Genomic DNA, 21,170 nt, shown 5'->3' on the forward strand with positions numbered 1-21,170 from the left:
GTTGTCCCAGCAGTTGCCCTTGCGACTCATCGACACCGTCATGCCATAGTTACGCAGCAGTTGCTGGTAATCGTGGCTGCAGTACTGGCTGCCCCGATCCGAATGGTGCAGCACGCCGGGCTTGGGATGGCGACGGAACCACGCCATGCGCAGCGCACTCATGGTCAGCTCGCGCGTCATCCGCTTGTCCATGGCCCAGCCAATAATGGCACGGGTGTACAGATCCATCACGACCGCCAGATACAGCCAGCCTTCCTGAGTCGGAATGTAGGTGATGTCGGTCGTCCAGACCTGATCCGGCTTGTCGACGGAAAACTGCCAATTCAACAGGCTCGGCGCCACCGGCAAGTGATGCTTGCTGTCGGTCGTGACCTTGTGGCGCCGCTTGTGGCGAGCCTTCAGGCCGGCCAGCCCCATCAGCCGCCGGATGCGCTCCTTGCTGACCGGATGCTTTTTCGCGCGCAACTCGCGGTAAATCCGCGGTGCGCCATAGGCACCATCAAATTCAGCAAAGGTGCTGCGCACCAGTGCCAGCAATTGCGCATCAGAAAGCCACTGCAACGGCCCGCCACTGGCGAGCCAGTCGGCATAACCACTCGTACTGACGTTGAGCAGGCGGCAGAGTGACGCCAGTGGGTAGTGCTCGCGCTGGTCACGAATCCAGGCGTACTTCACTGCGACCGCTTCGCGAAGTACGCCGTGGCTTTTTCCAGGATTTCGAGCTCCATCTTCAGCCAGGCGTTCTCCGCGCGCAGCGGGATAACTCCATCTGCTCGGGCGTAATGAATGGCCTTGCCAGTTCCGGCGGCCAGTTTTCCCGCCTTGCTGGCTTTGCGCCAGTTGCTGAGTGTCTGCTCGGAAATGCCCAGGTCGCGGGCGACCTGGGCGGGGGATTTGCCTTCGGCTTCGACCAGGCGGACCGCCTCTTGCTTGAACTCGGTGGTGAAGCTCTGCTTCGGGATTTTGTACATCGATACCTCCGTATGCCAGTTTATCTGGCTACGCTTGGTATCCGAAATTCGCGGTTAACCTCACATGACACTCGACCACTCTTTTCGGCCCCCTCCGCACTACTCGAGCCTGTACGCCCCCTTGATCACTGCGACTAGGGTGGCGCCTCATTCAATTGCACAGCCCGCAGAATTGAATACTCACGCGACCATCTGTCAAACGAACAATGACTGATTGGCGAATTCCACGCTTATCCAGCCTCAAAGCGCATCTGAGCATGTAGCCACTGGCTGGACTCTCAGTTTGCAGCAAGTGTCTGACGCTTATGCGCGCCGAGCTTGCGAAAAAGTAAGTACAAAAATGGCGCCACCGTCTGGCAGATTGCCTGCAGTGAGACTGGCGTCATTGATTTCAGCCAGAAAACGGCTGATGCGCAAGCCCATGCCGCTGCCATCCTGCTTGGTGGTGCGATGCGCTTCGAAGAGTGTGCGCATGACCTCGGGAGGTATGCCGGGGCCATTGTCGGTGACGGTGATGGCCAGGCCGTGTTCATCCGAGGAGCTACTGATGGTGACTCTGGGAGAGGGGCTGACCTGGCAGGCATGAATGGCATTGCGCAGCAGATTCAGCAGGATCAGCTCGATGTCCATGGCCACTACATTCAGGTCAAATGGCCCCATTTCCTTCTCGTGCAGTTCAACCCCCGCCTGCTCTGCCTCCATCCGGGCCAGTGAAACAGCCCGCCGCACCAGGGAGGCGGCGGCGATGCGTTCCGGTGGCTGCGACACCGCTTTTTCCCGGCGAACGGCGGCCTGCACGCGACCAACAATATCCTGCGCGCGCTGGGTTTGCGTGCTCATCTTCTCCAGCAGCAAGGGTAAGTCGTCCATCTGCAAGCGGGACTGCTGATATTTGTGTCGGCAGCCGTCCAGATAGGCCTGAACCGCAGCCAGTGGCTGGCGGACTTCATGGGCAATGGCGGAGGCCATCTCGCCCAGCGTGGTCAGACGGGAATAGTGCGCAAGTTCCAGACGGTGGGCATTCAAACGCCGCTCCAGTCGCAGCCGCACGAGGAAGAACACCATGAGCGACAGCAGAGTACCAATCGCCAAAACCAGCACACTGACCCAGCGGCGGGGTTGCCAGATGGCTTCATCGCCGCTGATCTGCAACTCCAGTCCACTGCCGGCAAATTGCAGCGAGAGCTGGCGGCGCAGTGCTGAGTCATGAATCCCGGCATGCTTGTCGGCACTATCGAACAGCACCGAACGCGACATCGCCTCACCCGGACTCAATGGCGCTTGCAGCGCATACAGACGGATTGCCAAACCGGGAGGGGCACTTTCGCGCAGTACATCCTGCAGCATAACGGGGATATCCAGCCAGGCATTCACGGTGCCGAGATAGGCCTCCCGGCGCTGCTCAGGCGTTTCCAGAGGTGCGTTGCTGCGATACACCGGCAAGCGTAGCACCAGGCCGGGATGTGGAGCCGGACTATCCGGCCCCTGTACGGTAGCCGTGCGCAGCATTGGATTGCCAGGGCTGTCACGGGTCATCAATTGGATGTTGCGCCTCTGGGGCGCACTGGGCCCATCGTGGATGTCGTGGGCGACCCCGTCCTGGGGAGGGTGGTAGACGGGTAACTGGCCGGACGCCTGTGGCGCGGCCTGGTAATCCAGCAGGATGAAGCCCGGCAGCCGATTGGGTCTCGCCGGGTCACCACTCTCGTTGATTGCCGCCAGAAACTGCACGGCCTCCTGCTGTGGAATCAGACCATAGGTGTTATAGAGCCCCTGCAGGCTGACCAGTGCGGCCCGGTATTCATTCAAGCGTCGCTCAATGGCTGTTGCCGTGATGCGGCTGGCTTCCTGCCAGGACTGATTGGCTGCATCCTGCGCCTGGCGATCCACTTGCCAGGCCACGAGACCGGAAAGGCATAGACCAAGAACGAGCAAGCCCCAGGAAAGGGGCATTGCCTGCCAGCGATGAATTGCAGGAAAATGCCGCAATGCAAACTCCTTGCCCAATTGCCCTGATCGATGACGATCCCGAATTGCTTGATGCGCTGACTTACCAGCTCGATGCTGCAGGTTATGCGGTCAAGGCATTTGGCAATGCTGCGGAATTTTTCCTGGGGTTATCCGAGCATCGCTTTGCCTGCATTGTCTGCGATTATCACATGGCAGGTATGAATGGGCTGGACGTTTTGCGCATGCTGCAAGGCAGACTCACGGATACCCCGTTCATCATGCTTACCGCACAAGGCAGTGTTGCGCTGGCGGTTCATGCCATGAAAGCCGGTTCGGTCGATTTCGTCGAAAAAGGGCAAGGCCCCTCGGCACTCCTGCATGCGATTGCCAGCGCCCTGGCCCGCCGACAGGAAGAACATCTACAACGTGAACCCCACCTCAGCAAGCTGGCCCTCCTGACCAGCCGCGAGCGGGAAGTCCTCGACCTGCTGGCTGCCGGTCTTTCCGCCAAGGAATGTGCCGCGCAGCTGGCATGCAGCCCGCGCACCGTCGAAACGCACCGGGCCAGCATCGGAAAAAAACTGGGCCTGGATTCGGCGGCGCAAATGAATGAGCTACTGCACCTTGCCGGCGAGAAGTAGCAGGTCTTGCAACAAGCTGTGATGAAGCTCACAAGGCACAAGTCAAATACATAATAGGGTATTTGCCAATAGCCATTTATTTACGATAGATACAAGCATATACCCACACACATCGCTGCAAGCTGCGTAATTTTACGGAGCACTCTGCGTAGTCACGCGGATAGTCCGCATCCACCCATATTTGCAGAATCAGACCATCTTCACCGCGTTCTGATCTGCTCATGTCACCTCGTTGCGCCTTGTTCGTACTCGTTATCGCCCTGACGGCATGCCAGCCGGCCGAGGTATCACGTACGGGTTCGTCACAAGCCAGCAGCGTGGTCGCAACAGAGTCCGACTATCTGGCCTTAAGCGACCAGGCCGGACTGCTCGCCCTCTATTACGCCCAATCAGGGCAGCCGATTCCCTACGACGCCTTTGCCGAATTGCTGTCGGAGCAATATCGCAACACCAGCAACAGCTTCAAACGCCAAGCCCTGCTGGAAACACTACACCCGCAGATCGAGGCCTTGGTTGCACAACGCCAGGCCAAGCCGTGCTTCACCCTGAAAGTTCGCCTGCAACTCGGGCATTTTGATTTGCAACAGCAGCAGTTTCCGCTCTCAGGTCTGGAAGCCGATACCCAGTTCGCTTTCCTTCCCGGTGGTGTGGCGATTACCCAGGCCTCGCCGCCAATTCGCGCCCACCGCCCGCATGACGAAGCGATGGCGCATCGCATCGAAGAGCACATCAGCCAGAACGGCGCGGCTTATGCCTATCCGGCAACCACATGGTGGTGCAGCAGCGGCGTTACCCAACAGCAGGGACGCAAGCTGCTGCAAGCCAGACTGCTGCGCATACAGATTCATGACGTGCTCGCCGCCCCCGTCGAAATCCTTCCCTGACCTCTTCTCTCAATCACCAGGAGTCCCCCATGAAAACCGGAAAAATCATTCATTACAACCAGAACGAAGGCAAAGGCATCATCAATGCAGATGGTCAGCCGCACGAGTTTCACATCCAGCAGTGGCGGGGTAACGAAGCTCCACGACTGAACGCGTCAGTGCGAATCGAATTGGCTGAAACCGGTGAAATGGCCATTCACCCGCTTGCCGTCGCCCCCGCCATCGACACCGAACAGCTCGCAGCCCTGGGTGGACAGCTTGGCCAAACCTTCAAACAGCATGGCGGCAATATGGGCGCTAGGCTCCTCAGCCTGCATGGAATCCCGGTATTGGCGGCGTATGCGGTTTTCGTTTTCAGCGGGCTGTTTCTGACACTGATTACTACCGGAAACGGCCTAGCGGTCAGTCTGCACTCTTGGTCAGACTCCCTCGGAAGGGAAGGTGTTGGTAATAGCCTCACACAAGTGGTGTTCTGGCTGAGTGTAGTTAGTATTGCTGCGCCGCTCTTTGTGCGCCACAAGCTCACTCCACTCTTGCTGTGTCTGCCACTGTTGACTGGACTGCTGGTCATGTATGACTTCTACAGCCTGTATTCCTTTGCTCGCACCGCCATGGAACAAATGTATGGCAGCCTCAGCGGCTTTGGTGGACTAGGAAAAGCAATTGCCGAGCGTGCCAATGAAGAAATCAGCAGCCAGCTGTCGTTTGGCAAGGTTCTCAGCAAAGCCGGCCTTGGCTTCTATGGCATGCAGATTGCGGGCGCATGTCTTGCATTGCTGGGTATCACTCGCTGCCTGAAGGCCATCACTGCACCGCAAGAATAGGCCGCTGATGTTTGATCTGTTCTCATAAGCTTGAGCCTTGTTGCACGCCCAGGCTGATTGGCATGACAGCACGGCAATGAAAGCCTCAGCAGTACCTCCGAGTTATCTGATCGCAGGAGAGGCTTCCTTGTAAAGTCAACAAAGTAATGCAGCTAACCCGCAACACGACGCGCTTTCTTTCGCCGATAGCAAGATATGCCTTGGGGCATAAGGTATAGTTCTATCGACTATGAATTACCCACTTAGAATCAAACATAACGCGTTAGGGAAGAATGATGAAACGATCAACCAAGGGAATTTTTGCGACAGCCCTCGTATTTAGCCCATTATGGATAATCGGTGGGATTATTTCCGGATATGTGCTGAGCACAGTTTTAACTGACATGTCAGGTATGGCTGGCTTCCTCGTATTCATAATCGGAGCTCTGCTGCCTTTGCTGGCGCTGGTTTTTTTCCTGAAAAAAGTAGTACACAAGAGCGAAAACAGAGGACTAGAGGTACGAGGCGAGTTGCTGGATTCCAAGATGGATTATTACTATGTTCACGGCAACTCGGGAATCGCTGTTGATGTGAGCGGAAACCGAATAAAACTGATTAGTAAAAATAGCCCGACAATCGAGATCGACACAAGAAAAATACGGAGCGTAAAGGCATATAAACCAGGTACAGTCGAACACACAACCTTTGATAGCTTTGGCATGAGGAATCATTCGCTAGACACTATGCGAGATACCTCGTCCCAACTTGGTGCAGCAGAAAAAACGGGGCTTTATTTCGAAATTGATGATGTTTTCAATCCAAGCATTCATCTCCGGATGCACTATCCAGATGCAGAGCGGTGGATTCTTATTTTCAACAAGCTGGCCGAGGGCAGCCTGGAAAAACAAGCCTCAGCCATGTTCTATCCAAGGGATTCTGCATACATTCAACCTGGTTGGTAAATGACCACGGTGTACAAGCATTTTATTTGAATTTCAAAATTTCCAGATCAACAAGAAGGTTCATGATGACGTTGAAGGCGTTACTACTCATGTGTTTATTGCCAGTGGCTGGTGTATACGCCGCCGAGCCACAGGCAACCCCGGCACAATGCTTGCTCCCGGAACAAGGCGGAACGGCCAAACCAGGTAAGGATGGCTCATTTGACGTGGAGAAGTGCCTGAGCAAGGCGGGCATTCCCAATTTTAATCGGAAAGGAAAAACGCTGACAATTTTTCTGGCGGGGGGTAGAAAAGAGTTATTTAAAGATGTTAGCCCAGGTCGCGAAGACTCCACCGAGCATCGTTATACAGGTTACGACCCCAAAACTGGGTTTCATCAGATTGAGTACAAGACTACGGAATCGAATGGACTTATCTTTCTTGACCATGAGAGCGGGTTTGGTTTCAGTAGTGATGTCTATGCATTCTCACCGGACAGGCAGTGGGTACTCGGCGGGGGCGATAATCAATATTGTGAGCGACCGATGCTGGCGATGCAGAAAATTCCAGCTCGGGGGCAGAAAGGTGAAGCCACAAGTGCTGTTATTACGGGAAAATTGGGTGCGACTGATTGTGAAACTGCCATTGACCCAGGAGCTCTTGGTTTTCTGTTTGTGAATGTTAATAAAGTTCATTGGCTGAGCAATGAGCAAGTACAAATCGAATGGGCAGGCTTCAAGCAAGGCAATGAGGACCTGAAAAAAGCCGACGCGATTGATACGACCCTTTTGACTTTGCAGGGCGAACAATGGGTGACAGATCGACTGCCATTTTCTGGAAAGCAGGCCGTTTCGAAATCTCTGCCTAACGCTCAGACACCGATGCAATCTGGTTCGCTGCGCACCGGCATGACACTGGAAGAGGTCGAAAAACTGCTGGGACGCAGTGCGGATCGCTTCAAGATTAACCCGCTAGCCCTGCTGGGCAAACAGGAAATCACCCGCGTTTGGACGGCAAACGGTCGCCAACTGGAAGTGACGTTTGTTGGCGGAGTTGTCGCCAGCTGGCGTTAATCCGGAAACCGATTAAATAACCCTCTAGGCACTCCCACCTCATTTCAGGGGGAAAATGCACGTTTGGCGAACGGGAAAATCAAATCATTCCAGAGCAAATCCAGATACCAGTATCGGGCGTCTTCAATGCAACAGCTCAGCCTCTTTGATCGCCCAGGCGCTCAAGCAAACATTCTCCATTCAAAAGAAAAAACGAGTTCCTTTATGCAGAAAAAAGCAAAACACGTCCTAGCCCTAGCCATCATTGCTGCGCTCTCTGCGTGTGCAAACCAGAAAATCACCATTCCCAATCCGGTCGAGGTTGTGACCGGTAGCGCCGGTAACAATGCCCCTGCTGCCGTTTCTTCAGCAGAGCAAGAGGCGACCTGGTATGCCAATGTGACCTGCCTGTCGTCTTCCTCCGCGCCAGATGATCTTGGGGGCAGGTTGACTGCGGTGTTCATGGGCAAGGGCGATAAGCAAGGGGTCTTGGTTGGTAAGGCTAGTTTTGCCTATGCCGGTGAGCGCGATACGCGCGACTACATGTTCAGGGCAGAGGCAAGCCCCAGCGTCGTGGGGATGCGCTTCTGGTTCACCAAAGCACTTAACCAGCCGAAACGCATTGCTTTCATCCATGACATCAATGGCTGGTCAGCCATGAGTGACCATCCGAAAAATCCGTCACGCCTTTTCGGCTTTTACGAGCTACAGTCGTGCGGGGGCGTGCTCTACCTTGCCCGTAAACCAGTCGCCGGAACCAGCCCCTATACTCCGCAAACCCTGTCGGGTGCCGTGCTCCGCGATTTCCGCAACCCTGATGGTGAATACACCCGCGTTTCTCCCGCTTATCAAGGCGGCATGTTGGCCGTGCAGGAAGGCGAGCTTGGAGGAGGCATGTACTTCCAGGTGGCTGAAGATGACAGCCGTACGGCCTACATGATCGTCTACAGCCGCGTCGCCAAGGCCAATGAAGTGAAGGTACTCGATGTGCGCCGGCTGGATGGCCTTTCGTTCACTAGCAAGAGCGTCTACCCGAACTTCAACATGCAGCAGAATCTCCGGCCGCCGTCGCAGGAGAGTCGATGCAAGGGTGAGTTCATCATCGACGGTAAAACCCAGGGCCGCGTGGTTGGCATTCTCCCGCAGTATGACAAATACGATATTGCGAGACCTCTCTCGAACCGCTATCTGACCTGGAGCCCCCAAAAGGTCGCATCCAACGCCCTTTGGCTTGTGGATGCCTCTGGCAAAATCCGGCCTGTTGCGCAACCCAAAAGCAAACTGCAGTACCACATGAATTCATGCTCGGAACACTTTTTCCCAGGATAATATTGCTGCGAATAGCGAGACATTCCCCGCTAGCAGCTCTGGGTGGCGGGGAATTTTATACCCCAGCGAAATTCGCCTTAAAACCGTTTTCGAGTGCGCAGGCTTTCTGGTGAGGTGAGATTCGATGGCGTCCAAGACCTCTTGTACGGCCTGTTCTACGGGGCTTTCATCGGCTAAAGCGTAGAGGTAATGCCGGCTGATGCAGGGGAATTTAGCCCTTTTCCATGAAAGGCTACAGGGTTATGCACATACTGATATGTCATCCCACCGCACAGATGACACGGCTACTGCAGCTTCAGCATCCGGAACTGCTCCTCCGCCTGATTCAGGCGGACTTCGGCTGCGTCTAGTTGCTTGCTTTGCAGCAACAATTTGAATTCGTCGATGAAACGGGAAAATGGTTGGCTGAGTTGCGCCATGCCTTGCTCGAAGTGCTGTTTCCTTAGTGCCATTTCCTGCTGCAGCTCAGCCAACATGGCATTGCTGGCCGCACGTTGTTCGCTAATGGGGAGGCGTTCGATTTCCTTGCCACGCAAGGCGTAGCGCGCCTTGACTGCTTCTGCATCGCGCAGAAATTCGCTGTACTGCTGCTGAGTAGTCTCGGTCATCCACTTTACCCAGGGCTCGCCAATGCGTTTGAAGCGTTCGCCCAACTCCTTGGCGCGAAACAGATCGTCGCCGGTAATGGGGCCCTGGTAATTCGGAAAATACTCCCGCACTTTGGGATCATCGACAGTCAAAGTAGACAGCGACAGAGGTGTCGGGGTCGCTGCGGGACGCGTGCTGCTTGTAGTATGGCTTGCCGGTTTGAAATAGAAATCGCCTTCCAAGCTGGAGTTGTCCCAAGTGATCTGCCGATTGCGAGTAGCCTGGCGAACATCGCTGCGCACACGCTTGAGCATACTTTCGACAGAAAGACCGGGGACTGGAATATGCCGACTCAATGCTGCTGCAAAAGGGCTATTGGTATCGCCATCAAGCGCTGTTTGTCCTGGCGCTGTAGAAAACGCAATCAGCATTCCCAGACCGGCATCAACTCGGGCCAGTCCATCCAATGATCGTGTAGCTTTCGGATAGGGGTTGTTCCGACACGCATCGAGAAACACTAGATTAAGCGGATTGTGCGCAGCCATCATACGGTCGAGCAATTGCTGCAGGTTGACGCCGTAATTGAGCACATCTTCTTCGCGGCGAATGTCAGCATCGACAGGAATCAGCCAGTTTTCTCCTTTCACCTGCAGCCCATGCCCTGCGTAATAAAACAACCCAACCCCGTCTCGATCCAGCTGCTCACCAAAGCGGGCAATCGCCTGCAACATCGTACCTCGATCAGCATTGTTCAAAAGCGTTACGCTGAATCCACTTGAACGGAGCGCATCAGCAATTAAACGGGCATCATTAACCGGGGTTGCCAGACGACCAAGCCGATAATCACTATTACCGATGACCAGCGCCTGTCGGAGGCTTTGAGGCGTTTGCGCTTCGACTCGCAAGGCGCGAACTTGCTCATCAGCCATCGCTGGCGGCATCATCATTAGCAGGGACAACAAGGCTGCACCAAAGGCAGCAAGGCGCTTCAACATGGATCTGGCAATTCGTCAAAGGTGTACGTCGGCAGTCTACCGATTAATGCTAGCCTTCGCATTGCTTACAACAGGACATGCACATGCACAGCAGCCACTTCCCTCATATCATCCCCCCGAACTCACTGAGGATGTTGAAACACAAGCGTTAACGCGTGCTATTGGGGCAAAGCTCACCCTGCTTGCCCCAGATCATCGCGGCCTGGCTGCTGACCCAAGCTTGCCGCTCTGGCTGCACACCACGGACCGGATCCAGGGATTGAACGTGCAACTTTGGCAGGGCCGGACATTAGTCTGGCAGCAAGCTCAGCAAGGCATCGGACCTGGCTTGCATCGGATTGCACTGCCAAATGAAGCAGTGCCGGTTAAAACGGGGGCTAGCTATCTATGGCGATTGCAGCTTGCGGGAGAAGAAGGCGGAGCAGCCACTGAAGCCAGTGCAGCCGTGCGCTATATCGGGCCAACAACTGCCACTGATGTTCTTTCACTCGCTACCAAAGGTATCTGGTACGACGCCATTGATCGGTTAAGTAACAACATTGAACACAGCCCGAAGCAAGTGCAACTGCGCAGTCAGCGTGCAAGCTTGCTGCGTCAAGTAGGCCTCGGCGGGCTTGCACAGGAGGATGAACGCTATATTCCCCTGCAACTACGCGCCTCTTTGCCTGCAACACGATTTGGTTCCGGGGATGAACTCTGGGTGACACTCTCCTGCGCCAAGCCTTGCTATGCGCGGATAGTTCAAATCGATTCACAGGGAAAGCGCCAGCAGATTTTTCCGAATGAAATACAGCAGGGCAGCTTGCTCCCTCCGGGAGAACTCATTCGTCTGCCCGCAGCCAACAGTGCAATCCGTCTCACTGTTTCCCCACCTTTTGGCAAAGAAGCTCTGGAGGTTTCTGCTGCTGACAAGCCTTTCCCGGTAACAGAGAAATCTCCTACCCCTGCTCGCTTCGGCCTGCCATCCACTCAACTCGAGCAGCTTCGACTCGACTATGTCACCGTCCCTTGAGCTGAATAGCCGATAGGCATGGGCATACCTCCACTCCAAATCGTGCTTACGAGAGAACCTCGAAGAGTCTTCATCGGCCCCTGATTTGCAGACGCGCCCTCGCTTTTCTGCGTTGCGACAGAATCGGGCAATCAATAATCCCAAAGCTGTGCCCACGCGCCATTTTCGAATGATTGCCTGCTCGGACTCAGCGCAGCCTCGGTGCCCACGCCACCAGTCCGGGCGGCATAATCAACTCAGATCGCAACAAAAATCCATTAATAATCATGACATTAAACATCAACAAATCATGCATGCTTGTCATCTGATGTGCATCTAGATGATCTGAAGTCTGTGCCCATCCTGTGCCCATGGGGCACAAAACGGTGGAAACGCCCGAAGGTCAGAGCTGCTGTCGTGCCCAAAACAACCCGAAGGTCAAAAATCGACGATTTTCAGGGGGCCGGGGCACAGGATGGGCACAAAAATGGGCACAGAGTGGGTTCTGTGCCCATTTCGGGGAGCCAGAGAGACAAAACCCCTGACCAATTTTTCAATTGAATCAGGGGTTTATGCTTGGTTGCGGGAGCAGGACTCGAACCTGCGACCTTCGGGTTATGAGCCCGACGAGCTTCCAACTGCTCCATCCCGCGTCTGTACTGGTTTGCGCTTTGCGCGCTCATTTCGTGCGCCGGGGCGCCGGAAATGAAAAGCCGCTGATGCATCAAGCATGAATCAGCGGCTTGGTATTCCTGGTTGCGGGAACAGGACTCGAACCTGTGACCTTCGGGTTATGAGCCCGACGAGCTTCCAACTGCTCCATCCCGCGACAGAGAACGAGATCATAAGGCATTGCCGGGAGGCTGTCAATTTGTATTGGCAGCGATCTGGCAATAGCGCATGACTCAGGCGTGGATCTCCTCGATACGGTGGCAGGCAATCAGGCGACCTTCGAGCGGTCGCAATTCAGGTACGGTGCTGCGGCACTGCTCGGTCGCATGCGGGCAACGCGTGTTGAACGCACAGCCTGTGGGCGGATTGAGCGGTGATGGCAGTTCGCCGACCAGCTTGATTTTGGCCTGCCGGTCATGCTTGTGGATGGCGGGGGTCGCCGACATCAGCGCACGCGTGTAGGGGTGCAGCGGGCGCGAGAAAATCACGTCCTTCGGGCCGGATTCGACCGTGCTGCCGAAGTACATCACCATCACGTCATCGGCGATGTGCTCGACGACGGCGAGGTTGTGGCTGATGAACACATAGGCCGTGTTTAGCTCCTGCTGCAGATCCATGAACAGATTGAGAATCTGCGCCTGGATCGACACATCCAGCGCCGAGGTCGGCTCGTCGGCGACGACAACTTCGGGCTTGAGCATCATCGCGCGCGCGACGGCAATGCGCTGCCGCTGGCCACCGGAAAACATGTGCGGATAGCGATGATAGTGCTCGGGGCGCAGGCCGACACGCTGCATCATGCTGCGGGCGGCGGCTTCACGCTCGGCCGCCGTCATGCCGGTATTCAGCTGCAGCGGCTCGGTGAGCATCACTCCAACCTGCTTGCGCGGATTGAGGCTGGCATAAGGGTTCTGGAACACCATCTGCACACGCGGGCGCAGCGCCTTGAGCTGTTCGCGCGATGCGCTGGCGATGTTGATGCCGTCAATCAGCAGCTCGCCGCTACTGGGCTCCTCGATGAGCGTGAGCTGGCGGGCCAGCGTGGATTTGCCACAGCCCGATTCGCCGACCACCGCCAGCGTTTTGCCCGGCTGCAGGCTGAAGGATACCTGGTTGAGCGCCTTGACCGTGGCATGCCCGCGCAGGAAACCGCGCGAGACGCTGTAATGGCGCGACAGGTGCCGCGCTTCAAGAATATTGGGCACAGCCTGTTCAGACATGGCTAGGCTCTCCGGAATCATTTAAAGGGGTATAGCAACGTACCTTAAGCAAATCATTGGCTTCAGGAACATACCCAGCATCGACAAACGGGAACAGCGGCGGTCTTGCTTCCGCGCAGCGTGCCTGCGCATACGGGCAGCGCGGCGCGAGCAGACAGCCGTGCGGGCGGTCATACTGGCCGGGAACCACGCCCGGCAATGTCGCCAGCCGCTCGGCACCCTTGCTGTGCTCGGGGATGGCGGCAAGCAGCGCTTGCGTGTAGGGATGGCGGGGCGTTTCGAATATCGCCGGCACGCTGCTGGTTTCCACCACTTCACCGGCATACATCACGGCCACGCGATCTGCGACTTCGGCCACCACGGCCAGATCGTGGGTGATCAGGATCAGGCCCATGTCATGCTGCTGCTGCAGGCTGACCAGCAGTTCCATGATCTGTGCCTGCACGGTCACATCCAGCGCGGTGGTCGGCTCGTCGGCGATCAGCAGCTTGGGATTGCAGGCCAGCGCCATCGCGATCATCACGCGCTGGCTCATGCCGCCAGAGAGCTGGTGCGGATAGGCATCAAGGCGCGAGCGCGCAGCCGGGATCTCGACCATTTCCAGCAATTCCAGCGCGCGCCTCTGCGCATCCTTGCGGGACAGCCCGCCATGCAGACGCAATGTTTCGCAGAGCTGGAAGCCGACGGTATAGGCCGGATTCAGGCTGGTCAGCGCATCCTGGAAGATCATGGCGATGTCGCGTCCCAGAATTGCACGACGCTGCGCCGGCTTCATCGCCAGCATGTCCTGCCCGTCGAACATCAGGCGCTCGGCACTCACGCGCCCCGGCGCGTCGATCAGGCCCATCAGCGCCAGCATCGTGACGCTTTTCCCTGAGCCGGATTCGCCGACGATGCCGACGATTTCGCCACGGCTGACCGTCAGATCCAGCCCGTCTACGGCACGGAAGGGATGCTGGACACTGCCGAATTCAACCGAGAGATTACGGATTTCCAGAAGACTCATCACTCGCCTCACGCCATTTTCTTCAGTTTCGGGTCCAGCGCATCGCGCAGGCCGTCACCCATCAGGTTCAGCGCCAGCACGGTCAGCAGGATGGCGAGACCCGGCATGGTCACTACCCACCAGGCGCGCTCGATATAATCGCGTGCCGAGGCCAGCATCGCCCCCCATTCCGGCGACGGCGGCTGCACGCCAAGGCCGAGAAAGCCCAGTGCGGCGGCATCGAGAATCGCGGCCGAAAACCCGAGCGTGGCCTGCACGATCAGCGGGGCCATGCAGTTGGGCAGCACGGTATTGAACATCAGCCGGATCTGGCCCGCGCCGGCAAGCCGGCTGGCCACCACGTAATCCTTGTTGAGCTCGGTCATCGCGGCAGCGCGCGTCAGGCGCACGCTGGCGGGCAGACAGACGATGGCGATCGCCAGAATCGTGTTGGCAAGGCCAGGGCCGAGCACGGCGACGACAGCGACGGCCAGCAGCAGCGAGGGCAGCGCCATCATCACATCCATCAGCCGCATGATCGCTACGCCCAGTTTTTTCGGATAGAAGGCGGCCAGCAGGCCCAGCACAATGCCCGGCAGAATCGACATCAGCACCGACAGCAGGCCGATCAGCAGCGAGAGCTGCGCACCGTAGATCAGGCGCGAGAGGATGTCCCGACCGGCATCATCCGTACCGAAAATGAATCGCCAGCTACCGCCCTCCATCCACACCGGCGGAGCCAGCAGCGCATCGCGGTATTGCTCGGAAGGCGCATGCGGCGCCAGCAGCGGCGCCAGCACGGCGGCCAGCACCAGCAGGGCGAAATAGACCAGCGCGACCGTCGCCCCCTTGTTGGTGCGGTAGGCCTGCCAGAATTCGGCCAGCGGCGAAGGATAATCCTGCACGCCCGTGAGTTCATTCGTCGCCATGGTTTACCTCGCGTGACGGATGCGCGGGTTGATGACGCCATAGAGCACATCAACCAGCAGATTGACCAGGATGATCATGGTGCCGATCAGCAGAATGCCGCCCTGCACCGACGGGTAGTCGCGCTGGCCGATTGCGTCGATCAGCCATTTGCCGACACCCGGCCAGGAAAAGATGGTCTCGGTGAGCACCGCGCCAGCCAGCAGCGTGCCCACCTGCAGGCCGATGACGGTGACCACCGGCATCAGCGCATTGCGCAGCGCATGCACGATGATGATGCGCAGGCGCGACAGGCCCTTGGCGCGCGCGGTGCGGATGTAATCCTCGCGCAGCACTTCGAGCATGGCCGAGCGCGTCATGCGCGCAACGACCGCCATAGGAATCGTGCCCAGCACGATGGACGGCAGAATCAGGTGATGCAGTGCGGAAGCAAATGCCCCCTCTTCGCCCGACAGCAGCGTATCGATCAGCATGAAGCCGCTCACCGCCGGAATGTCGTACTCCAGCGCAATGCGGCCCGATACCGGCGTCCAGCCCAGATGCACCGAGAACAGCATGATCAGCATCAGGCCCCACCAGAAAATCGGCATCGAATAGCCGGTCAGCGCAGCGCCCATCACGCCGTGGTCAACGACAGTACCTCGCCGCGTCGCCGCGATGATGCCCGCCGCCAGGCCCACTGGTGTGGCGAACAGCATCGCACAGACCGACAGCTCGACCGTTGCCGGGAACAGGGTGAAAAATTCGTGCAGCACCGGCTCCTGCGTACGGATTGACTGCCCGAGATCGCCCTGCAGCAGACCGGACAAATAGTGCCAGTACTGCAGGTAGAGCGGCTGGTCGAGGCCGAGCCGGTGCATGGCGGTCTTGTAGAATTCCGGATCGAGGTTGCGCTCGCCGACCAGCAGCAGCACCGGGTCGCCCGGAATCATGTGAATCAGCGCAAAGGCCAGCAGCGTAATCCCGAGAAAGGTCGGAATCATGACCGCGAGGCGGCGCAGGATAAATCCAAACATGGCAATACTCCCTACCCCATACCACCACAAGCAGGACAGGCACAGAGGGACAGACAGATACGTAGCAGAGACAGCAAGGCCGGCGCACCGCCGCAACGATGTCGCCGGCCGGGGTTCAAACGCTTACTTCAGGGAAACGCCGTAGAAAGACATCAGGTTGAACGGGCTGATCTTGAAGCCCTGCACTTCCTTGCGCATCGGCTGATACACGGTCGAGTGGGCAATCGTGGTCCAGGGCACTTCCTGCTTGAAGATTTCCTGCGCCTTTTCGTACATGCGGCTGCGTTCGGCCTGGTTGTTCACCGCACGGGCCTTCACGATCAGGTCGTTGAATTCCTTGTTGCACCACTGCGCATAGTTGTTGCCGCCCACAGCCGAGCAGCCGAGGTTCACGCCCAGCCAGTTGTCCGGATCGCCATTGTCGCCATTCCAGCCGACCAGCATGGTGTCATGCTCCCCCCCCTTGCCGCGCTTGAGGTATTCGCCCCATTCGTAGGTGACGATCTTGGCTTTCACGCCGATCTTGGCCCAGTCAGCCTGGATCATTTCGGCCATCAGCTTGGCATTCGGGTTGTACGGACGCTGTACCGGCATTGCCCACAGGGTGATCTCGGTGCCTTCCTTCACCCCGGCTTTCGCCAGCAGCGCCTTGGCTTTGGCCACGTCGAACGCCGGGTCCTTCAGTTTCTTGTTGTAGGACCACTGCGTCGGCGGCATCGGGTTGGTTGCCGGCTGGCCAGCGCCCTGATACACGGCATTGATGATTGCCTGCTTGTTGATCGCCATATCCAGCGCCTGGCGCACCGCCAGCTGGTCCAGCGGCTTGTGCTTGACGTTGTAGGCGAGGAAGCCGACGTTGAAGCCGGCCTGGTTCGGCACGGTCAGCGCGGTGTTGGCCTGCATGGCTTTCAGATCGGCCGGCTTCGGGAAGGACATGATGTGGCATTCGCCCTTCTGCAGCTTCTGATAGCGCACCGACGCATCGGGCGTGATGGCGAAAATCAGCTTGTCGAGCTGCACTTCACCCTTGCGCCAGTAATCCTTGTTGCCATCAAAGCGGATATTGGAATCCTTCTGGTAGCTCTTGAAGACGAAGGGGCCGGTGCCGATCGGCATGGTGTTGATCTGGTTGGCCTTGCCGGACTTCAGCAGGCTGTCGGCATACTCGGCAGACTGAATGGACGCAAACGACATCGCCAGATTCTGCAGGAAAGCGGCATCAACCGTTTTCAGCTTGAAGCGCACCGTGTTGGCGTCGACCTTTTCAATCGCCGCGATATTGGTATCCATGCCCATGTCGGTGACATACGGGTATTCCGCCGGCGCGGCCTTGTTGAACGGATGGTTCTTGTCGATCAGGCGCTGGAAGCTGAACACCACATCATCGGCATTGAAATCGCGCGTCGGCTTGAACCAGGCGGTGGTATGGAATTTCACGCCACGGCGCAAAGTAAAGGTGTAAGTCAGGCCATCGCTGGAAATGTCCCACTTCTCGGCCAGGCCCGGGCGAATTTGCGTCGAACCGCGCTCGAATTCCACCAGACGATTGAATACGGTTTCCGCCGACGCATCCATATCGGTACCGGCCGTATAGCGGGCGGCATCGAAGCCGGCCGGGCTGCCTTCGGAACAGTAGATCAGCGTCTTGCCGGCGGCAAAGGCGCCACCGGCGCCCAGCATCAGGGCGGTAGCAAGCGTAGCGGTACGCAGGGTGGTATGCATCGGGCTTTCCTCCAGGGGGCGCAAAGGCGCCGGACAGGTCAACGAAACATCACCCATCCTAGGCGCAGCCGGCACCGGCTGTTATCGGGAATATCCCGCACCGACCCAGCAATGCAGCACAGCGTCAAGCGACAGCACGCCACAAAGCCGGGCAGTACAGCGGAAAGCACGGCCGGCCAACGCAGTGCAGACTACCGTGCCACCCCCGGCATACAGTGCACTGTATAAGACTAAAAGTCATAATTTTAAATGGCTACAGACACATACCCATACAAAATGAATCGTCGGCAAGCAGGCCGCCAGACTGGTTTATCATGCGGACATTCCCATCCGCTGCTGCCCACCATGTCGCTCTATCTGCCAGACACCATCGCCGCCATCGCCACCGCCCCCGGACGCGGCGGCGTCGGCGTGATCCGCATTTCCGGCAAGACACTGGCCAGCTTCATCGCTGCCCTGCTCGGCCGCGAACTCACGCCTCGTCATGCGCACTTCGCCAAATGGCGCGATGCGACAGGCCAGGTCATCGACGAAGGGCTGGTGCTGTTTTTCCCGGGACCGAACTCCTTCACCGGCGAGGATGTGCTCGAACTGCAGGGCCACGGCGGGCCGGTCGTACTCAATATGCTGCTGCGCCGCTGCATCGAACTCGGCGCCCGTCACGCCGAACCCGGCGAATTCACCAAGCGCGCGTTTCTGAACGGCAAGCTCGATCTGGCACAGGCCGAGGCCGTTGCCGACCTGATCGACGCGCAATCGGAAGCCGCCGCCAGATCAGCGCTGCGCTCGCTCGACGGCGCATTCTCGGGCGAAGTGAATACGCTCGTCGATCAGCTCATCAACCTGCGCATGCTGGTTGAAGCCACGCTCGACTTTCCCGAAGAAGACATCGATTTTCTGGAGGCCGCCAACGCACGCGGCAAGCTCGGCGGCATCCGCAGCCAGCTCGAACGCGTGCTCGCGACCGCCACGCAGGGCAGGCTGCTGCGCGAAGGCGCGCACGTCGTGCTGATCGGCCAGCCCAATGTCGGCAAATCCTCGCTGATGAATGCCCTCGCCGGCGAAGACATCGCCATCGTCACCGACATCGCCGGCACCACGCGCGACACGGTGCGCGAACTGCTGAACATCGACGGCGTACCGCTGCACATCATCGATACCGCCGGCCTGCGCGACACCGACGACGTGGTCGAGCGCATCGGCATCGAACGCACCTGGGCCGCAGTGGAAAAGGCTGACCTTGCCCTGCTGCTGCTCGACAGCCGCGAAGGCGTCACCGCCCACGATGAAAGCATCCTCGCCCGCCTGCCGGCGCAACTGCCCGTGCTGCATGTCTTCAACAAGATCGATCTGACCGGCGAAGTACCCGGCACAGTGGCCGACCACGAAGTGCATGTATCGGCCAAGCAGGGTATCGGCCTGGAGGCCTTGCGGGCAAAAATACTGGAACTGGCTGGGTGGCAGGGTATGGATGACGGCATCTGGATTGCCCGCGAGCGCCACCTCGACGCCATCCGCCGCGCACAGGAACACCTAGACCTCGCCGATGCGGCCTACCTGCAGATCGAGTTGCTCGCTGAGGAACTGCGCCTCGCACAGAACGCCCTCAACGAAATCACTGGCGCCTTCAGCGCCGACGACCTGCTGGGCGTGATTTTCAGCAAGTTCTGCATCGGGAAGTAATTTGCTGTTTCAGACATTCCCCTGCGTACCCCAAACACAGCTACAGCCCATATAAAAACTCGGTCATTTGTTTCCGTAAGGCCCTAGTAATTCCCAAGGAAACCTGCCGCCTTGGGTACACAAGTGGGTACACAATGTAGGCCCCAGGCTTTTGTGTACCCCAAAGGGCTTTGTTGCACAAATCGGCACGTATCCTGCTTGATCTGACCACATAACCGCCCAATCCGTCGTCAGTATGAGCAAACCAGCCCCGCCAAAGTACCGCACCACCAACTGGAAAACCGCCGGCGCATCGGCTCGCAATGAGGCATTACGGGCGACGAAATATCTCGGGCGCGCCCTCTGGAAGAACTGGAGCGGCTACCATCGACTTAGTTTGGTCGAAACCAAGATGCGGTGCTTCAAACTGCTGGGCGAACGCGTGATGTCGCGCGACTTTTATCGTCAGGTTGCCGGGCTGCAAATTCGAGCGGCACTGCTGAACCGTTTCACGCAGCTCGGGATACCAGAAACGGTGCGCGTAGGATAATTCCATCTGGGGCTAGGGGAGGTCTAGCCCTGATTTGATTTGTGCAACAAAGCAGTTTGCATATTGAGTCGCCAAAAGTGTTGAAATCAACCAGCTTGTTGCAGCGTCGCCGATAGTGCTTTATGGAGTTTGCAAAGCTCCGCTGCATCCGGCGGATTGGCGCCGGCCTTGGTGCAGGCGAGGCTGCCGGCTGCGACCGCGTGGCGCAGGTGGGTGGCGCCGTCGGCTTGCGGGTGCTGCAGCAGGCTCCAGATCAGCCCGCCCATGCTGGCGTCGCCCGCGCCGACGGTATCGACGACGTCCATAGCCGGTGGCGTCTGCTGCCAGTGCGCGCCGCCATGATAGAGGCTCGCGCCGGCTGCGCCGCGCGTATAGAGATACATCGCCTGCGGATTCCAGCTGCGCAGTGTGGCAAAGGCCGCCGCTTCGTCGTCCGTTCGGAACAGCCCGCGCAGGTCCTCGTCGGACACCTTGATCACGTCAGCGAGCTGCGTCATTTCCCGCAGTACCGGGTCGTAGGCTTCATCCATCAGCACGCGGAAATTGGGGTCGAAGCTGATTCTGGTGCCGATGGCGCGGGCATCACGGGCAAGTTGCAGCAAGGTATTGGCCAGTCTGGGGCGGGCGAGACTGATGCCGCCGAAATGCAGCCAGATGTCCCGGCTCAGCCAGCCGGCGGGTAGCTGCGCCGGGTCGAAGTGCAGGTCGGCGCTGTCGTCGCCGACAAAGAAATAGGCCGGCGGATTGGTCTGGTACACGACTGCGAGCAGCGGCGAGTGCGCGTTCTGCTGCAGAAAGCGCAGATCAAGCCCCGCCGCGCGGCTCGCCGCCATCAGTTCATCACCGAAACAATCCTTGCTGACCGCGCCGGCAAAGGCGCTGGGGATGCCGAGTTTCGCCATCACGCGGGCGACGTTCCAGGTCGCGCCGCCAACCTTGGCGTGCCAGGCGTCGCCCTCGCCACGGATCAGGTCGGTGAGCGCCTCGCCGGCGGCAATGAAGCGGGGGAAGGTCATCACTTGGTTCTGCCTTTGTTTTGCGCCTTGCGGCGCGGTGTTTGCATGCGCGATTCCGTCGCGCCCACGGGAAGGGGGATTTGTCTCGGAAAATCCCCCTTCACCCCAAAGCCGAGCCCGGTCCGCCGCCCCGCTGCGCGGGGTGCCCTGCGATGCTCACAAGCAACAGCGCGGGTTCGAAACTCGCCCTGCGGGCTCAAACATCTCACCCGCGAAACCCTGTTGCTTGTTGCGCTTCTCGGCGGCTTCAGGGCT

General features: G+C 58.2%; 18 protein-coding genes, 2 tRNA genes and 1 pseudogene. 9 read left to right on the forward strand and 12 right to left on the reverse strand.

Going from position 1 to position 21,170, the window contains the following annotated elements:
* The 3 genes from H559_RS0108800 to H559_RS0108810 all read right to left on the reverse strand — a co-directional run.
* Window positions 1-675 (reverse strand): IS3 family transposase (locus H559_RS0108800; RefSeq protein ID WP_028452402.1); only part of this gene is annotated, 675 nt, incomplete at its 3' end.
* Complete coding sequence (locus tag H559_RS23480; protein ID WP_028452403.1) at window positions 672-971, reverse strand: IS3 family transposase; 300 nt, start codon at window positions 969-971, stop codon at window positions 672-674. The genes H559_RS23480 and H559_RS0108800, both read right to left, overlap by 4 nt.
* A gap of 303 nt (window positions 972-1,274) precedes the next feature.
* Window positions 1,275-2,960 carry an ATP-binding protein gene (locus tag H559_RS0108810; RefSeq protein WP_162143314.1) on the reverse strand — a complete coding sequence of 562 codons (1,686 nt, stop codon included), beginning with the start codon at window positions 2,958-2,960 and terminating at the stop codon, window positions 1,275-1,277.
* On the opposite strand from H559_RS0108810, the gene H559_RS0108815 reads away from it, so the two are divergent.
* From H559_RS0108815 to H559_RS0108840, 6 genes are all read left to right on the forward strand, one after another.
* Window positions 2,960-3,562 carry a response regulator transcription factor gene (locus tag H559_RS0108815; RefSeq protein WP_028452405.1) on the forward strand — a complete coding sequence of 201 codons (603 nt, stop codon included), beginning with the start codon at window positions 2,960-2,962 and terminating at the stop codon, window positions 3,560-3,562. The two genes, H559_RS0108810 and H559_RS0108815, sit on opposite strands and share 1 nt — an antisense overlap.
* A gap of 221 nt (window positions 3,563-3,783) precedes the next feature.
* Window positions 3,784-4,446, forward strand: a complete 663-nt coding sequence (locus tag H559_RS0108820) for a DUF4852 domain-containing protein (RefSeq protein ID WP_155845351.1) — start codon at window positions 3,784-3,786, stop codon at window positions 4,444-4,446.
* A 29-nt stretch (window positions 4,447-4,475) separates the two neighbouring features.
* A complete protein-coding gene (locus H559_RS0108825; RefSeq protein WP_028452407.1) occupies window positions 4,476-5,270 on the forward strand; it encodes a hypothetical protein in 795 nt (264 codons plus the stop codon).
* Window positions 5,271-5,545: 275 nt separating this feature from the next.
* Entirely contained in the window at window positions 5,546-6,211 is a 666-nt protein-coding gene (locus tag H559_RS0108830; protein ID WP_155845352.1) for a hypothetical protein, read from the forward strand.
* Between the two features lie 62 nt (window positions 6,212-6,273).
* Window positions 6,274-7,263: a hypothetical protein gene (locus H559_RS0108835; RefSeq protein ID WP_028452409.1), complete on the forward strand. Its 990-nt coding sequence runs from the start codon at window positions 6,274-6,276 to the stop codon at window positions 7,261-7,263.
* Window positions 7,264-7,389: 126 nt separating this feature from the next.
* Window positions 7,390-8,571, forward strand: coding sequence for a hypothetical protein (locus H559_RS0108840; protein WP_028452410.1), 1,182 nt, complete (start codon window positions 7,390-7,392; stop codon window positions 8,569-8,571).
* A gap of 284 nt (window positions 8,572-8,855) precedes the next feature.
* On the opposite strand, the gene H559_RS21650 is transcribed toward H559_RS0108840, so the two are convergent.
* Window positions 8,856-10,154: a caspase family protein gene (locus tag H559_RS21650; RefSeq protein WP_081412962.1), complete on the reverse strand. Its 1,299-nt coding sequence runs from the start codon at window positions 10,152-10,154 to the stop codon at window positions 8,856-8,858.
* Here H559_RS21650 and H559_RS22190 point away from each other — a divergent pair.
* Entirely contained in the window at window positions 10,153-11,166 is a 1,014-nt protein-coding gene (locus H559_RS22190) for a DUF4384 domain-containing protein (RefSeq protein ID WP_081412963.1), read from the forward strand. The two genes, H559_RS21650 and H559_RS22190, sit on opposite strands and share 2 nt — an antisense overlap.
* A 556-nt stretch (window positions 11,167-11,722) precedes the next feature.
* Here H559_RS22190 and H559_RS0108855 read toward each other — a convergent pair.
* The 7 genes from H559_RS0108855 to H559_RS0108885 form a co-directional block, all read right to left on the reverse strand.
* Window positions 11,723-11,798 (reverse strand) — tRNA-Met (locus H559_RS0108855).
* Between the two features lie 100 nt (window positions 11,799-11,898).
* Window positions 11,899-11,974, reverse strand: a tRNA-Met gene (locus tag H559_RS0108860).
* Window positions 11,975-12,050: 76 nt separating this feature from the next.
* On the reverse strand, window positions 12,051-13,037 hold the full coding sequence (locus H559_RS0108865) for a peptide ABC transporter ATP-binding protein (RefSeq protein ID WP_028452412.1): 987 nt from the start codon (window positions 13,035-13,037) through the stop codon (window positions 12,051-12,053).
* A complete protein-coding gene (locus tag H559_RS0108870; protein ID WP_028452413.1) occupies window positions 13,030-14,043 on the reverse strand; it encodes an ABC transporter ATP-binding protein in 1,014 nt (337 codons plus the stop codon). Before H559_RS0108870 ends, H559_RS0108865 begins: the two co-directional genes overlap by 8 nt.
* An 8-nt stretch (window positions 14,044-14,051) precedes the next feature.
* The gene (locus H559_RS0108875; protein ID WP_028452414.1) at window positions 14,052-14,951 is read right to left on the reverse strand and encodes an ABC transporter permease subunit; all 900 of its coding nucleotides are present in this window, start codon (window positions 14,949-14,951) and stop codon (window positions 14,052-14,054) included.
* Window positions 14,952-14,954: 3 nt separating this feature from the next.
* Window positions 14,955-15,965, reverse strand: coding sequence for an ABC transporter permease subunit (locus H559_RS0108880; protein WP_028452415.1), 1,011 nt, complete (start codon window positions 15,963-15,965; stop codon window positions 14,955-14,957).
* Between the two features lie 123 nt (window positions 15,966-16,088).
* Complete coding sequence (locus H559_RS0108885) at window positions 16,089-17,687, reverse strand: ABC transporter substrate-binding protein (protein ID WP_051279170.1); 1,599 nt, start codon at window positions 17,685-17,687, stop codon at window positions 16,089-16,091.
* A 345-nt stretch (window positions 17,688-18,032) separates the two neighbouring features.
* Here H559_RS0108885 and mnmE point away from each other — a divergent pair, with 345 nt between their 5' ends.
* Complete coding sequence (mnmE, locus tag H559_RS0108890; RefSeq protein WP_028452417.1) at window positions 18,033-19,370, forward strand: tRNA uridine-5-carboxymethylaminomethyl(34) synthesis GTPase MnmE; 1,338 nt, start codon at window positions 18,033-18,035, stop codon at window positions 19,368-19,370.
* A 274-nt stretch (window positions 19,371-19,644) separates the two neighbouring features.
* Window positions 19,645-19,899: pseudogene (locus tag H559_RS0108895) on the forward strand (IS5/IS1182 family transposase); the annotation flags it as partial.
* Window positions 19,900-19,985: 86 nt separating this feature from the next.
* Here the strand turns inward: H559_RS0108895 and H559_RS0108900 are convergent.
* Window positions 19,986-20,915, reverse strand: a complete 930-nt coding sequence (locus H559_RS0108900; protein WP_034640500.1) for a carbohydrate kinase family protein — start codon at window positions 20,913-20,915, stop codon at window positions 19,986-19,988.
* Window positions 20,916-21,170: the final 255 nt, after the last annotated feature.

It is taken from the genome of Chitinilyticum aquatile DSM 21506 (genome assembly GCF_000430805.1).
GTDB classification, from domain to species: domain Bacteria; phylum Pseudomonadota; class Gammaproteobacteria; order Burkholderiales; family Chitinibacteraceae; genus Chitinilyticum; species Chitinilyticum aquatile.